This is a genomic window from Sphingobacterium cellulitidis (assembly GCF_043187465.1).
Lineage (GTDB): Bacteria > Bacteroidota > Bacteroidia > Sphingobacteriales > Sphingobacteriaceae > Sphingobacterium > Sphingobacterium cellulitidis.
The window spans coordinates 706,411-722,082 of record NZ_CP171136.1; the positions used below are offsets into that span (position 1 = coordinate 706,411).

Consider the following 15,672-nt stretch of genomic DNA (forward strand, 5'->3'; position numbering starts at 1 on the left):
AAAAATTAAAACATTATTAACATTTTCATCTTATATTTGTTGAACTAATTATGACTGACATCGCATCTATCGATTTTATTATTAATCAACTTGAATGGGATTGGAACGACCTGTTGAAAGCCGTATTATCTCTATGTGCAGGATTTGTTCTCGGATTTGAGCGAGAATGGAAAGATAAATCTGCTGGGTTTAAAACCATTTCTATTATCTGTTTGGGTAGTACTTTGTTTTCATTGCTTTCTTTTAAATTGGGAGCTGGGGAATCAGAAGATGCCACACGGATAGCTTCCTATGTGGTTTCAGGAATTGGTTTCCTGGGTGCGGGTGTAATCTTTAAAGATGGGGTCAATGTGAATGGATTGACCACAGCCAGCATTATCTGGATGTCTGCAGCCATTGGTATGGCCATCGGATTCGGAGTATATATAATTGCTGCTATCTTTTTATTGGCCTGTTTTGCCATTATTGTTTCTGGTCCATTATTGAATAAATATGTGATCCATAATATCGTAAGATTGGTCAGTGTGAGTATGGAGCGAGCGGATTTGGATGCAAAGGATGTATTGCTTTCGGAGATTAAGCCCTTGGCAAAACACATAAAAATAAAAAAGCAGACCATGTCTGCTGAATTATTGACGATTGAAATTGAGGTTCTGATCGATAAGAGAAATATTCGAAGATTTGAGCGAGCCATCTTGGAAAATAAAAAGCTTGTTGAAATTAGCCTTTAATTGGTTGTTGCTCGCGTTTTGCCCAGCTCAAAAGCTTACTGCAGTTTTCTGAAATTAGTCCGAACTGGTATTCTCCATTTATTTTCACGAATAATTTAGAGCCTAAGCCTACCGCACTTACACCTGCGTCAAACCATTTGCTGATACTTTCCTCTGAACAATCTACGCCACCAGTTGGCATGAATCTTAATTTTGGGAAAATGGGCTTAATACTTTTTAAGAAGCCTGGGCCCAAGGTATCACCTGGGAATAGCTTGATAAAGGTACATCCTGTGAATTGAGCATCGGCAATTTCAGTGGGAGTCATACAACCAGGAATCCAGAGGATTTCATTTTTTCTGGCCGTTGCAGCCACGCATTCCGAGAATATAGGACTTACTAGGAAATCAGTTCCCAATTCAATGAAACGGTCCGCATCATCGCCATGCATGATGGTTCCGATTCCTAGTTTAAGGTCTGGGAAATGTTCCTCTTTGTAGTTCCTTAAGATTTTGAAGTTTTGTTCTGCAAAAGGTCCTCGGTTTACAAATTCGAATACACGGATGCCACCAGCATAACAGCTTTTTAATACATTGATACAGGTGTCCACATCATCATCATAAAACACTGGAATTACCGGACTTTTTAGGATCTGATCGATTACTTGATTTTTCATGTTAGATTGCTTTTCCATTTCCAAAATCTCCTTCAACAAATAGTTTTTGAAACCCTGCTGCTGTAGCAAAGTTAATAATTTCCTGGGCTGACATTTCATGTTTTAAGGCATGAATCAAACCCGCCATAAATGCATCTCCGCTTCCAATTCTATCAATTACTTCGTAGGTTTCATGGGTATCCGAAATTGTGTCCTCCGTTTTACTATGGTAGGTGCCGTAAAAGAGATTGTGTTTGGCATGATCCATAAACCTGAACGTATTGGCTATGTGTTTGGCTTTTGGGAAATGGTTAAAAATATAGGTTGCCGAGATCTTTGAACTCTTGGCGTAAATTTCTTTGGTTGTTTGTCTGTCCAAACCTATTTCTACAGGACTTCCTAACATCGTTTTTGCCGCCCAGATATTTCCCATGATAACATCGCAATAGGAAACCAAAGTAGGCATGATTTCTAATGCTGTTTTACCATATTTCCAGAGTTTACTACGGAAGTTTAGATCGACAGAAATGCTGATATTTCTAGCCTGTGCTTCTATTAAAATAGCTTCCATCAGGTTTGCCATTTCTTGAGAGAGTGCAGGTGTTAATGCTGACCAATGTAGCCAGTCGACATCTTCGAAAAGCAGGTCAAAATCAATATCTTCTTTTTGGAGCATGCTGAAGCTCGAATATTTACGGTCGTAAATAACTTCCCCATTGCTTAAGCCATTCGCGGATAGCAGGAAATAACTTCCAATGCGGTCTCCGGAAGTAAGTGACTTGGAGCAATCTACCGATAGGTTTTTCATGGCTTCCTTGATTTCGGTCGCCAGTGCATTATCGGGGAAAGCGCTAAAGAATTGTACTTTGTCGCCCATTTGGCCCAATCCTACGGCTACATTGGCCTCTGATCCTCCGGGATATATTTTTAATCGATTGTCGCCTTTTTCAAAGATGTGTTCATTTGCACTTTGAAGGCGGTAAAGTATTTCTCCTAATGTTAATATCTGTGGCATAGGTTAAACTGAACAACAATATAATAGTTTTTGATGGATAGTTCGGGGGATTTTACGAAAACGTTTAAGTAATAATCCTGATTCTAATGCCTTTAATTCCCTATAAAATCACTAATATTGAGTATTAATCAACCATAAACTATGAGTATTCTAGATCAATTCTCACTAAAAGATAAAGTTATAGTCATTACTGGCGGGACCGGTATTTTAGGGAAATCCTTTGTGAAAGCACTTGCTGAGGCAGGTGCGAAAATTTGTATCCTCGGTAGAAATCAGGAGAAAATTAACGAGAGAATCAAGATGGCCACTGATTTGGGCACTGAAGCCATTGGGATTGTCGTTGATGTCATGGATGAAGAATCTGTCAAAGGAGCAAAGCAACAAATTGTCGATCATTTCGGAAGCATCGATGGACTTATTAATGCTGTTGGAGGGAATATTCCTGGAGCAACCATTGCTGATGATCAAAACATCTTTGATAATAAAATTCAAGATACTATCAAAGCCATTGAGTTAAACTTATATGGAACTATTATTCCTACTCTTGTGTTTGGTGAACTGATCGCTGAAAAAGGAGTGGGGTCCATTATCAATATATCTTCTCTGGCAGCTTCCCGTCCGTTAACACGTGTTCTTGGATATACCGTTGCCAAGCATGCGATTGACGGTTTTACGAAGTGGATGTCGACGGAATTGGCATTGCGTTATGGCGATAAAGTTCGCGTGAATGCTATTGCTCCGGGCGTATTTTTAACTGAACAAAACAGGACTTTATTGACTAACCCGGATGGTTCATACACCGATAGAGCACAGAAGTTTATTAATGGAACTCCATATAGAAGATTGGGTGATCCTTCAGAATTGGAAGGTACATTGGTGTTTTTGTTAAGTGATGCTTCGGCATTTATCTCTGGAGAAATCATTTTTGTAGATGGTGGATTTAATTCCTGGTGTGGCGTATAATATGGAAAATAAAAAATATTTAGAACAAACGTGGCGATGGTATGGTCCAAATGACCCTGTTACATTGCAGGATGTAAAACAGGCTGGAGCAACAGGAATCGTGTCGGCATTGCATCATATTCCACATGGTGAAGTATGGCCACTGGAAGATATTCAAGAGAGGAAAAGAATCATTGAGGAGGCTGGACTGACTTGGTCTGTTGTTGAATCCGTACCTGTTCACGAAGCGATAAAAACCAGGTCTGCTGAGGCGGGAGAATATATCGAACGGTATAAGAAATCGCTGGAAAACCTAGCGGCATGTGGAATAAAAACCATTTGTTATAATTTCATGCCGGTGTTGGATTGGACGCGTACGCAATTGGATCTGATCATGAAAGATGGTTCTAAAGCCTTATATTTTGATTGGATCGACCTTGCGATATTTGATATTTATATCCTGAAACGTGAGGATGCTGCTCACGATTATTCTGATGAAATAAAAAAAATGGCGCAGGAGAGATTTGCTGGGATGAGCGAAGCGGATAAAACTGATTTGCAGTTCAACGTGTTGATGGGTATTCCGGGTGAAGCTGATCTTTCACTTGAGTCCCTACAACAAAGTATTGATATCTATAAAAATATTGGCAGAGAAGGATTGAAACAAAACCTGCTTTACTTTTTAGGGGCAATTGCGGATACTTGTGAGGCGAATGGAATTAAGATGACCATTCACCCAGATGATCCTCCACATGCGATCTTAGGGCTTCCTAGAGTGGTTAGTAATGAGGAGGATTTAGTTTATTTGATTACGGAACAACCGAAATCGTTTAACGGTATCTGTTTCTGTACAGGTTCCTTGGGGGCTGGTCCTAAAAATAATCTTCCACAAATACTGGATAAGGTTAAGCATAGGGTTTACTTTGCGCATCTAAGAAATGTTAAACGGGATGCCATCGGAAGTTTTTATGAAGCAGACCATCTGGATGGGGATGTAGATATGTATGCTATCGTCAAAGGCTTGAGTGCAGAAAATCAAACTAGGGAGGTTGCTATTCCTTTTAGACCTGATCATGGTCACCAAATGCTTGATGATATCAACAAAGTAACCAATCCGGGCTATTCAGCTATTGGAAGACTTCGTGGTCTGGCAGAGCTAAGGGGATTAGAATTGGGAATCATTAGATCTTAACCTAGGGTCTACCGACATACACTACTAATTATGAATACGAGTAAACCTACGAAATATAGGTGGACGATTTGTGCATTGATATTTTTTGCTACAACCATCAATTACCTTGATAGACAGGTTCTTTCGCTAACATGGAAAGATTTTATTGCTCCGGAATTCCATTGGACCAATAATGACTATGGAAATGTGGCGGCCATCTTCTCCATTGTATATGCTATTTCTATGCTGCTTTCTGGTCGGTTCATCGATAAGTTGGGGACGAAAAAAGGCTATTTATGGGCAATTGCCATCTGGTCTGTGGGGGCTATTTTGCATGCCTTCTGTGGAATGATTACTTCAGGAGTGTTAGCAGGTGAATGGTTGGTTAGTTTTGGAAGAGCAAAGGAGGTGATTGCTGGAATCGAGGATGTTAGTAAGGTTGTAAATATCTCTGTAACCGTATTTATTTTTGCGCGGATTATATTAGCCCTAGGAGAAGGCGGTAACTTTCCGGCGGCCATGAAAGCCTGTGTAGAATATTTCCCAAAGAAGGATCGAGCCTTTTCAACTTCCATATTTAATTCAGGAACGACAATTGGAGCTTTGTTAGCTCCGCTTATTATTCCAGTTATTGCTGCTAAATATGGTTGGGAAATGTCGTTTATCATTATTGGAGCATTAGGTTTTATTTGGATGGGCTTTTGGCAATTTATGTACAAGAAGCCGGAAGAAAATCCGAATGTGAATGCTGCAGAACTCGCCTATATAAAGCAGGATGTAGATCATGGAGAGGTTAATGAGGATGGTTTTGTTCAAGTTAAATCAAAGGTTTCGGTTCGAGAATGTCTGAAGTACAAACAAACTTGGGCTTTGATCTTTGGTAAGTTCTTGACCGATGGGGTTTGGTGGTTTTTATTATTCTGGTTTCCGGCGTATTTAAGTTCGGTTTATGATATTAAATCCTCAGATATTGAAGGGCAGGTGGCGATATTCGTATTATATGCGATAACCATGTTATCTATTATTGGAGGATGGTTGCCGACCTATTTTGTAGAAAAGAAAGGGATGGAGGTATATGCAGGTCGAATGCGGGCAATGTTGATTTTCGCATTTTTTCCGTTGCTGATTCTGTTTGCACAACCATTAGGAGAATATTCCTATTGGTTTCCGGTGATTCTGATCGGTATAAGTGCGGCAGCACATCAATCATGGTCCGCTAATATCTTTTCCGCAGTGGGAGATATGTTTCCTAAAAAAGCAATTGCAACAGTTACTGGGATTAGTGGCTTGGCGGGAGGTGTTGGGTCATTCCTAATCAATAAGATATCTGGAGTACTCTTTGATTATGCAGAGCAGACGAACATGAAAGTGTTTGGTTTCGAGGGGATTGAATCGGGCTACTTTATCATCTTTGCTGCTTGTTCAGTAGCTTATCTGTTGGCTTGGGTGATAATGAGATCACTGGTGCCAAAGATGAAATTGATTCATCTATAGAAAGAGGATTAAGAGACTTTAAAAATTTAGAAATAAAGGATATAAAACATAAGGAGCGAGTATTATTCGCTCCTCATTTTTAGATTGTTTTCTTGTAAAAATCAAATAGTCCTTGAATGTTTCTTGAGCTCAGGATTGGCATGGCTGATTTTAATATATCTTCTTCCCAATCCCACCATTTCATTTCTAACAATAAGGAAATTTCCTGATCTGAAAAGCGTTTTCTGATTTGCTTAGCAGGATTGCCAGCCATAATAGCATAGGGCTCCACATCTTTGGTAATGAGTGCGCGACTACCAATAACAGCGCCATCGCCAATCTTTATACCGGGCATTATCATCGCCTCAGTACCTATCCAGACATCATTACCTATGACGGTATCCCCAGCGGGTAGAAAGCCATTTTCACTACCATTGAAACTCGCTACTTCTGGCATAAAATGGAAAGGAAAGGAGGAGACCCAATCGTATCGGTGACCTTGGTTTCCCGCCATGATAAAACTTGCGCCACTCCCTATCGAACAAAAGGAACCAATGATAAGTTTGTCTGCAGCTCTTTCATCAGGGAATAAATATCTGGCGCAATCATCAAATGAATGCCCATGGTAATAGCCTGAATAGTAAGAATACTTGCCGGCAATAATATTGGGATTTGTATTATAGTTTTGGATTATTTGTCCTTTAAACGGACTTTTGAAGTGATTTTTCATATTAGCATTTTTTATTATTAACAATACAGAATAGGGACGAATGAATCGCCTATTCTATTAGAATCTATGTGCTAACTAATGCTAATCTGATTTTTTCATATCCCTAAAATAATGATTTTTAATTTATTAGATGAATCCAACCTTCTAATCCTTTTTAAATAAACCTGGCAAAGCTGGTTTTTTTCCTGATTTAATCGCTTTGATAAATGGTAAAAATTCATTCTTATACCAAGGGATATAATCTCGAAAACGATCTGTTAATCGACTTTCCAAAGTTTCATAAATTTTCAGAGCCTCCTTTTCTTTACCTTGTTGAATCAGGTTATAGATAAATAATAAGCTTATGGAGTACAGATCATCGATCAATAAGAAATCATTGATTGGTTCCATCGATTCAAATATTTTGATATATGATGCAAAGGATTTAGAAAAGAATGGCTTTGGGAACTCTTTATGTATCTTGTCGAAATAACTTGTTCCCAATCCATCAAGATAGTTTAGGAACTCTTGATTTGATGCAGCGATTTTTTTACTTGTAGATTTTAATGGGAGGACCCATAGGCCTATGAAGTTGAGTTTCTTATCGAGTTCATCACTGGAAATAAATTCAAAAGGATTGGTCTTAAAATGAGCGTCATTGAGATTCATGCTAAGCGACTTTTCCTGCCACTCTAAAAGTAATCCATGCTGTACATATTGGGTAGCATAAATAGAACTTAAATCCACATCTAAGCTTATTTCTGTGAAGAAACGGCTAGTTCTATTATCTACTGATAGATCCTTGTACCATACCCAACTGTATTTTTCTGACGGTTGCTCAATATTTTCCACCAAAAATGTCCAAGAACTTTTTTCCATCATCTCCTTTGCCATCGTTGAAATCAAGTCGATATGTTGTGGTAATTCAATCGCAGCCTTTATTTCTTTTTGATAGCTAGCATATATTTTTTCGATTGATTTTTTAGAATCCATTAAAAAACTAACCTTAGCTCTTTCATCGGAATCTGACAGATTAGATAATTCATTTGAAAGTCTAGGGATTTCAAAATCAGTATCCTTCTGTTTGACTTTTAATAAATTAAAATTTATGTTGTAATCCCGAAGTTTTAATAATTGTTCATCCTTCAACCAGTCTTCAAAACCTTTGGGTATTCCATCCTCAGTACCAATGTCATAGTCTAAAAAAGCATTGAGAAAAGCTAGATAAAAATTATGCATTAAAGGAATATTTTCATATTCTTTAGCTAGTTGAATAATTTGAGCCACTAACTCAAGCACTGGGATTTCAGTAGGTTTTTCAGGTGCTTCTTTCCATTTTCCAGTAGCTAATAGTCTTTCCCAAGTTTGTGATCCATATTGAGGGAAAATATATCCATCTTCTTGAAAGAGTACATCGGACTCCTCGTCGTTGATATCACTGAGAATCCAGTCGGAATCTTCTAAGTTTTTAAAGTAATCAGGATTTTTCTTGTAATCAGGGTGTTGATCTATGGGAAGCTTCTTGATGAAACCAATCTTTTCTAAAAAAGGAAAAAAACGTAAAACCGTATAACTTGTATCAAATCTGTTTTGGAAATTATACAAATTAAAAATGATTTTACGTTGTTCTGCTGCTGAAAGTTCTGTTCCTTCTAATAAATGAACGGAGTCTTCAACTAAATTTTCTATTTCATGATATGACATAATAACCAATGCTTGTCCAATCCTAAAGATGCGAAACTAATTCGTGAAATCTTTATGAAATCAAGGGTTTAGCTATTAACAAATCATCTACAGTTATTGAGAAACAGTAATTTCTTCTACCTTTTGGTTGACAAAAATCTTATTTAATAGTAATTGTTTAATTGAAGTGGGATCTACGGTTTCATCAAGGTCATCGAAGTTACCAATCAAGATTGGATAGTATTCCTCATCAACCTCTACGATTCCATGGGATCCTTTCACCAATGTTGCATCCAATGGTGTAATGTCCAGAACAGCAGCAAAGCCGATCTTCTTCAGAATCAATTTACCAATCGCTCTAGATTTGGAAGTCATAAACATTTCCACTGGATCATATCCTGGTTTCTTGTGGATATCTACCATTCTTGCATAATCTGGCGCTACGGCATCATCCTCCCAAAAATAATAAGTAAACCAAGCATTTTTATGAGCCAATAATACCAAATCTCCTGAACGTTCATGGTCGATATGATAAGCTTTCTGACCTTCTTTATCCAATACTTTCGCAATTCCAGGAACTTTGGCTAGCAATGCCTTTAGCTTATCCTTGGTTTCTGAAGTTTTGGTATAAACATGTGCAATTTGGTGATCAGCAACGGCAAAAGCCTCAGAGGCTCCAGCATCCAATAATTCTAGTCCTCTTTCAATTCGAATATCAATTAATCCTTCTTTTCTCAGAATTCTGTTGATGTGAATTGGTTGGTTTACTGGTCCTATTCCATACTCAGATAATAAAACAACCTCGATATCCCGTTTCTGAAAGAAAGTAACCATTCTTTCTATGAGTTGGTCGATTTGCTTTAATTCTGCAGGAACATTTTCTCCTGTGGGACCATATTTCTGCAGACAATAATCTAAATGAGGAAGGTAGACTAAATTAAGTGTTGGCTGATGTTTTTCTTCAACATACATAGCAGATTCTGCAATCCAATTAGAAGAGGTAATATTGGCATTCGGCCCCCAGAAATTGAACAATGGGAATTTTCCGAATTTTTCTGTCAGCTCATCCCGAAGAGTACTTGGATAAGCATAGCAATCGGGCATCTTTCTACCATCAGCAAGGTAATTTGGTCTAGGAGTCGCTGAAAAATCAGCATCATTATACATATTATACCACCAAAACATCTGTGCACAGGTGAAGTCAGCATTCTTTTTCTTACCAGTAACCCAGATATTCTCGCCTTGAACCAACTTATTGGATTGTTTCCAGAATTTTATTTCTGAATCTGTATGATCATACCAACCATTACCAACTATCCCATGTTCACTGGGTGCAACACCTGTCAAATATGTTGTTTGAGCCGAAGTTGTTAATGCCGGTAATACCGGTTTAATCTTCCTTAATTTATTTTGTTTGATGAATTTTTCAATGAAGGGAGTATGTTCTCCAATAACAGAACTTGAAAGCCCAACAATATCAATTACAGCAATTCTTTTCATTTTAACTCCTTATTTTATCCAATAACCAATTTAGTTCCCTCGCAATAGATTCCTCAATCGGAGCTTGCAATGATTTGGGTAAAACACCCCATGTATAGGTTTCAACCTCGATATGATTAGTTCTTGGTTCAGCCTTATGTAATTCTATAACGTCTAAAATATCCTTCTGGGTAGAATCCAACTCTCCATAACTCTCCAAAAATATCGGGACATGAAAGTGGCTTCTCCACTCCACATGATTCAAATCATTGGAATCACTCAATGCCTCCGGAAGATCCTTGTACTTAATTAAATTTCCTTCAATATCCTTGGCGATTACCTGATGAAGATAAATCGGCTCATTAAATTCTTTCAATTTGGCTTTCTGTTTCTCACGCTCCTTAGGATGCTCAGAAAGTTTAACTTTCAATGCAGAACTAACTTGAAACTTACCAATCTTAATATTCAGGTCCTTTAACTGTTTCATGCATTCCTGATGATTCTCGTATTCTAGTGCAAAATGACAGACATCATAACAGATACAGATATACCGGTTTATGATAGCGGTTGCTTGTTCTGAATCTAGTTTATATTTTTCCTTGAAAAAGCCGATTGCCATAGGTATCAATTCTTGCTGATACCATGAAATAAATTCTTGGGAATCTTCCAGCATACCATCTGGTTCTGGTTCGATATCAAGATGCATATATCGGGTCGTAGAGACCTCTTTTTGATAAAGGTATTCTGCGATTTGAAGAATATGTCTAGTGCATATATCCCTTTTCCTTTGCCGTTCAGCACTATTTTGTTCATGCCAAAAACGATAGGATAGCGGAGAGGTTGAAATTCCACCTTCCTGCCTTTCATCCAATAGTTGGCTCAATATGTCAAATAGTTCCTTGGTATATTCAAAACGTTCTTTGGTTGTCCAATCCGGCGCATGCACCTGATCTTTTACCTCTTTAAGGTGAAAGTCTCCATACGGAAATCCATTCATCGTAAAAACGTAGATATTATTATCGGACAGCCAATTTTGGAATTCTTTCATCTCCTCAGGATGATTCAATTCCTTAGCTGCTTGCGCAGATAGTCGCAAGCCTAATCCGAAATCTTGATCTGGAGAAACTACTGCCTTTATTTTAGGAAGATTTGTTTTTAATTCATGAAAATGATCTTTCCACGACTCCCCCGGATGGATATTGCTACAATAAGATAAATGAGAATTAGCTAGCTTCATAAACAGGATTTTGATTTTGACAGAAGTTCTTTAAGAAATCAATCGCTTGAATAATCAAATCATAATCCAGATGATGATAATCTTTTCCTTTGCCTAATTTTTCCAATAATACAACTGTTAATTTACCTCCAAGATGTTCTTGGAAGTCCAATAAACCAGATAATAAAATAAACCTAGCTTCCTCAGAATCCAATATAGGATGATAAATCGGCAGACCTAAAGTGTTAAGTAGACTAACTACTCGTATAGCTTCCTTTTCAGAAATATTTCCAATTAAGTAGGAGTAAAGGACATCAATGGCAATTCCAATTGATACAGCCTCACCGTGCAAAACCTGAAAGTCAGTCATCTGTTCAAGCTTATGCGCACTCCAATGTCCAAAATCCAATGGTCTTGAAGACCCTAATTCAAATGGATCACCATTACGGATATGCTCCAGATGCTTATCAGCACAGCGATATATTAAATCCTCCATTTCTGCGGAGTTTCGCTCTTTTATTTTCGCGGCATTATTTTCAATCCATTCATAAAAACTCAGATCCTTAATTAAAGCTACTTTAATAGCTTCAGAGACCCCCGCTACCCAAGAACGCTCATCCAGCGTTTGCAGGAATTCATAGTCATTGAAGACCGCTTTAGCAGGTGTAAAGGTTCCTAAGAAGTTCTTTTTCCCTTTATAATTCACCGAATTCTTAACCCCAACGCCCGAATCATTCTGTGATAGTACCGTAGTGGGAATCCGGATATGTTTAATTCCGCGGTGAGATATCGCAGCAGCATAGCCAACAAGATCTAAAATGGCTCCACCACCGATTCCTACAATGTAGGAATGTCTGTCAATACCATATTGATCCACAGCCTGAATGATAGAGTCCAAGCAATTGCTATCGTTCTTACAGATTTCACCACCAGGAATAATCAATGGCTCACTGGAAAGAATAAAGTCCTCAGACTCCATAAAATAATTATGGATTTGTTCAGCAAGATTTGGATGTTTATCCATAAATCCTGCGTCGATGACAAAAAGAATCTTTTGTTTAAATCCAGGGTTACTATGCTTGGCAAGGAAATCTTTAAAAAGGTTATTCCCCAAGGAGAAAAGCCCTTTAGTAAAAAAGATATTATATTGATATTCAATAGTGAATTTTTGTTCTAATACACGTTCCATGTGACTTTGGGTTTAGGTTACGGCAAATTTTTTAGCTAAGTAAATTGAAATTGGGAGAATGGCACAAACTGCTAGAGCCAATATCCAAAATCCCGATATGGCAATCCAGCTGGCATTCATCAATATGAGCGCTAATACACCGAATTTCACAGCCTTTCGAACATCCATGGGGTCCAAAGACTTTAAAGCCTTGAACAATGGACGCGCGATCATTAAAGTGAAAAACAGAATGAAAATTATAGCTAAATAATTCTTGCTGACAAATGTAAAATAGAGTAAGGTCAGAATAACCATGGCATATAAACCTATAGAAACCAACATAGCGGTTTTGTTATTCCCGTAAACCTCTCCACGGCTAATATTTGTTACTGATGCAATATAAATAATAGGAACAATTGCGATATACCAATACTCCAATGAAGCAGGTAATAAGGCCATTCCTAATAATAAGTTTAATCCACGACAGGTTCCCATGACGATAGGGCCAGCGATAAAATGATGTTTTGCTTTACCATTGTAGAGCAAACACATCAGGACGATGGCAAGGGAAATGCTGAATGCCGAAACATTGACCAAAAAGGCTAATGCACAGCCGATCGCAAAGGCAACAGCCCCTAATATAGCGGCAGAAGACTTTTTGATTCTTCCAGAAGGAATCGGTCGCTCAGGCCTTTCCACCTGATCCAACGCTGCATCAAACACATCATTGAATACTATTCCGCCGGTATACAACAGCATACTCGAAATGGTAATCAAAATCAGATTATTTACCTCAGGTAAATCATGATGTAAAAACAAACAGGCAATGGCGACGCCCGCAAGGACATCGGAAATGGCTGTTAAAACATTGGACGGCCGGATTATTTGGATCCATGGTTTCAACATACGCCCTGGTAATTAAGAAATAATAATAGAATCCTTGTTTAACCTTGGCTGTTGACCACCACGTAAAATAGTATTCCCTTCAAACTTCTCGTTCGGGTCTGCAATGAAAGTCCTATCCAAGCTGTTTATATCCAGATGTTTACTTACTTGAAATGCATCCAATGCATTCTGATAGGTTACTTTTTCAATATCCTCCCGTGAAATACCATGTTGAACCATTAAGGCTGCGGTTTTAGGCACTGCCAATGGATCACTGATTCCCCAATCCGCAGCGGAATTTACCATGATACGCTCTGAACCATATTGTTTCACGATTTCAACCATACGTTCATTCCCCATTTTGGTAAATGGATAAATGGTAAATCCGGCATAGAATCCACGATCTAAAACTTCTTTGACTGTTTCCTCAGAATTGTGGTCAATGATCACCGTTTGAGGATCCAGTCCATGTTCGATGGCGATATCCATGCTTCGCGTTGTCCCTCTGGTTTTATCACGGTGGGGGGTATGCACTTGAACCGGAACTGAAGCTTCCTTAGCCAGTTCCAATTGCGCTCTGTAGTATTTTTCTTCAGCGGGGGTCTGATCATCAAAACCAATCTCTCCAATCCCTAGAACCCCTTCTTTATAGATAAAGTGAGGCAATAACTCCATCACTTGTTCAGCTAATGCTTCATTGTTTGCCTCCCTGGAGTTTAATCCAATCGTGCAGAAGTGTCTAATTCCGAATTGTGAAGCTCTAAATCTTTCCCAACCGATAAGACTACTATAATAATCCTTAAACGTATCGATACCTGTTCTAGGTTGACCAACCCAAAATGCAGGTTCAATTAATAACAAAACCCCTGCATCAAACAGTGCTTGGTAATCATCCGTCGTTCGGGAAACCATATGTATATGCGGATCCACGAATTTCATCCCTTTAATTAATTCAAAGTCTAACGGCATTGGTCTACCCATGCTCGCCAGGTCTCTATTTAATTCTGTACACATTACTGACTGTTTTTTAATTTTTCTCTAATAATTCTGGGCGTATAGTGCTTTGCTGTTTGAAGATTTCTTCAGCGCGTGGAGGTAAATGATCCTTCGCCAATTCCCACAACATGGGGTGAATCTCTCGCTTGGCAGAATCGCGTTCATATATGTAATCGACAATGGAATTCGCAAGATTTACATTGTTCCTTTCGTAAAGACCATAAATTTTCTTAATCTCTTTGCCTGTAAAAAAGCTTTTTAAAACTAATTGGTTCCAAGCCTCTTCGCTCAAATAGGTCGCCGGAAACTTATTCTGTTCCATAATGGCACCTTGAACTGGGCCGATATTATTACGTATGCCTTCCTGGCAACGTTCAATCCAAATTCTTGGGAATTGATAAATATTCAATGCCGAATAGAGCGCTTCGAGCTCTTGCATATCCGCATAATTGAATAGCTTCTCAATAAAGGTAAAATAGGGTTCTTGTTGGTCTTCAATCAAGCCCAATAGATAAACCCTTGCAAGTCTAAGTACGGTCCAATTATCAACAATCAAGGGATTGCTTTCCTCTTGGACCATACTTACTAATTTTTCCTTGCTAGTATTTAATTTCCTGCTTAATGAGGAAAATATTCTGACGAAACTTGTAGAATAATTATCCGCAATATTTTGTTCACATTCCTCCAAATAGCTCTTCTCTTCTGCGGTTAGCAGTTCGAATAAGGTATTTCTCACTTGTTCTCTCCATTCCATATTGCGTATTAGATTTTATTATTTTATAATTTTAATCTGCATGTCTTTATACTCCACTTTCATTGGAGGTCCTACATGCACCTGAACTCCAATCAATCCTTTATCCTTGCGGTTTTCAGGATCATTATCAATTACCTCAGCGATGATCTTTCCGTTTACGTAATGGGTTAGTTTATTGCCTTCAGCAACGATTTCAAGGTCATTCCAATCATTCGGTTTAACGATGGTCTTCAATTCCTCTGGAGTAGCAACAGAATCAAGGACCTTCATATTCGTCCAGGCATTGCCTTTTGATTCGCCTTTTACTCCGTCAGCAGGATTTAAGATCTCCGTACGTTGACCGCGATAAGCTAAGGTTGTACGCTTGCGCTCTTCGTAGTTTTGACCGGTATAATTGTTTTTACCGTCAATATCCGCCTGATATCCCCTAAGGGCATTCGGCAGCTCCGTAAAGCGATCGCTTCTGTAATTTACACCACTATTTCCATTTTCGGAAATTTTAAATTTAGTTTTCAACGAAAAGTCGCCTACATCACCTCCGTTCCAGATCAAAAATGTATTGTTTTTCAATGGTTCTTGGTCTTCGCGGATCTCGCCAGAAAGAACTCCATTTTCCATTTTCCAATACGTGGTATCACCTTCCCATCCCGATAATGAGTTCGGTTCGAACATGGCGATATAGCCCTGTTCGCTCATTGTGTTTTCTGTGGAAGTGCTGTCAGTCGCATTGTTTTTCTCTGCCGTATTTCCATTGCAAGAGCTCAGTAAAACCGTAGCAGTTAAGCAAATACAACTAAATTTGAATATTTTTTTCAT

At 38.4% G+C, this 15,672-nt stretch carries 15 protein-coding genes; 4 read left to right on the plus strand and 11 right to left on the minus strand.

All coding sequences use genetic code 11. The features are described from left to right. The first annotated feature begins 50 nt into the window (after positions 1–50). Positions 51–731 (plus strand): MgtC/SapB family protein, encoded by a 681-nt coding sequence (locus tag ACF3OC_RS03045; RefSeq protein WP_094280179.1) that lies wholly within the window; start codon positions 51–53, stop codon positions 729–731. Here ACF3OC_RS03045 and ACF3OC_RS03050 read toward each other — a convergent pair. Together ACF3OC_RS03050 and ACF3OC_RS03055 are read right to left on the minus strand one after the other, a co-directional pair. Continuing rightward, complete coding sequence (locus ACF3OC_RS03050) at positions 721–1,386, minus strand: bifunctional 4-hydroxy-2-oxoglutarate aldolase/2-dehydro-3-deoxy-phosphogluconate aldolase (RefSeq protein WP_094280325.1); 666 nt, start codon at positions 1,384–1,386, stop codon at positions 721–723. The two genes, ACF3OC_RS03045 and ACF3OC_RS03050, sit on opposite strands and share 11 nt — an antisense overlap. A gap of 1 nt (position 1,387) precedes the next feature. Further along, complete coding sequence (locus tag ACF3OC_RS03055; RefSeq protein ID WP_094280178.1) at positions 1,388–2,380, minus strand: sugar kinase; 993 nt, start codon at positions 2,378–2,380, stop codon at positions 1,388–1,390. 141 nt (positions 2,381–2,521) lie between these two features. On the opposite strand from ACF3OC_RS03055, the gene ACF3OC_RS03060 reads away from it, so the two are divergent. Genes ACF3OC_RS03060 through ACF3OC_RS03070 form a run of 3 tightly spaced genes read left to right on the plus strand, consistent with a single transcriptional unit; the run spans position 2,522 to position 5,987 of the window. Further along, positions 2,522–3,343, plus strand: a complete 822-nt coding sequence (locus ACF3OC_RS03060) for an SDR family oxidoreductase (protein ID WP_094280177.1) — start codon at positions 2,522–2,524, stop codon at positions 3,341–3,343. Between the two features lies 1 nt (position 3,344). Continuing rightward, the gene (uxuA, locus tag ACF3OC_RS03065; protein WP_392470867.1) at positions 3,345–4,514 is read left to right on the plus strand and encodes a mannonate dehydratase; all 1,170 of its coding nucleotides are present in this window, start codon (positions 3,345–3,347) and stop codon (positions 4,512–4,514) included. A gap of 30 nt (positions 4,515–4,544) precedes the next feature. Then, the gene (locus ACF3OC_RS03070) at positions 4,545–5,987 is read left to right on the plus strand and encodes an MFS transporter (protein ID WP_094280176.1); all 1,443 of its coding nucleotides are present in this window, start codon (positions 4,545–4,547) and stop codon (positions 5,985–5,987) included. Between the two features lie 79 nt (positions 5,988–6,066). Here ACF3OC_RS03070 and catB read toward each other — a convergent pair whose 3' ends face one another. The 9 genes from catB to ACF3OC_RS03115 all read right to left on the minus strand — a co-directional run bounded on the left by catB (position 6,067) and on the right by ACF3OC_RS03115 (position 15,672). Then, positions 6,067–6,696 (minus strand): type B chloramphenicol O-acetyltransferase, encoded by a 630-nt coding sequence (catB, locus tag ACF3OC_RS03075; RefSeq protein ID WP_094280175.1) that lies wholly within the window; start codon positions 6,694–6,696, stop codon positions 6,067–6,069. A 144-nt stretch (positions 6,697–6,840) separates the two neighbouring features. Then, positions 6,841–8,379 carry a hypothetical protein gene (locus tag ACF3OC_RS03080; RefSeq protein ID WP_392470869.1) on the minus strand — a complete coding sequence of 513 codons (1,539 nt, stop codon included), beginning with the start codon at positions 8,377–8,379 and terminating at the stop codon, positions 6,841–6,843. A 93-nt stretch (positions 8,380–8,472) separates the two neighbouring features. Further along, positions 8,473–9,858: an alkaline phosphatase family protein gene (locus ACF3OC_RS03085; RefSeq protein ID WP_094280173.1), complete on the minus strand. Its 1,386-nt coding sequence runs from the start codon at positions 9,856–9,858 to the stop codon at positions 8,473–8,475. A 1-nt stretch (position 9,859) separates the two neighbouring features. Beyond that, positions 9,860–11,074, minus strand: a complete 1,215-nt coding sequence (eboE, locus tag ACF3OC_RS03090) for a metabolite traffic protein EboE (protein ID WP_094280172.1) — start codon at positions 11,072–11,074, stop codon at positions 9,860–9,862. Next, the gene (locus ACF3OC_RS03095; protein WP_094280171.1) at positions 11,061–12,242 is read right to left on the minus strand and encodes a 3-dehydroquinate synthase; all 1,182 of its coding nucleotides are present in this window, start codon (positions 12,240–12,242) and stop codon (positions 11,061–11,063) included. The genes eboE and ACF3OC_RS03095 overlap by 14 nt, the downstream gene beginning before the upstream one ends. A 12-nt stretch (positions 12,243–12,254) precedes the next feature. Further along, on the minus strand, positions 12,255–13,127 hold the full coding sequence (gene eboC, locus ACF3OC_RS03100) for a UbiA-like protein EboC (RefSeq protein ID WP_094280170.1): 873 nt from the start codon (positions 13,125–13,127) through the stop codon (positions 12,255–12,257). A 12-nt stretch (positions 13,128–13,139) separates the two neighbouring features. Next, positions 13,140–14,120, minus strand: a complete 981-nt coding sequence (locus ACF3OC_RS03105) for a TatD family hydrolase (protein WP_094280169.1) — start codon at positions 14,118–14,120, stop codon at positions 13,140–13,142. 13 nt (positions 14,121–14,133) lie between these two features. Next, the gene (locus ACF3OC_RS03110; protein WP_094255389.1) at positions 14,134–14,856 is read right to left on the minus strand and encodes an EboA domain-containing protein; all 723 of its coding nucleotides are present in this window, start codon (positions 14,854–14,856) and stop codon (positions 14,134–14,136) included. A gap of 18 nt (positions 14,857–14,874) precedes the next feature. After that, a complete protein-coding gene (locus ACF3OC_RS03115; protein WP_218823946.1) occupies positions 14,875–15,672 on the minus strand; it encodes a DUF1080 domain-containing protein in 798 nt (265 codons plus the stop codon).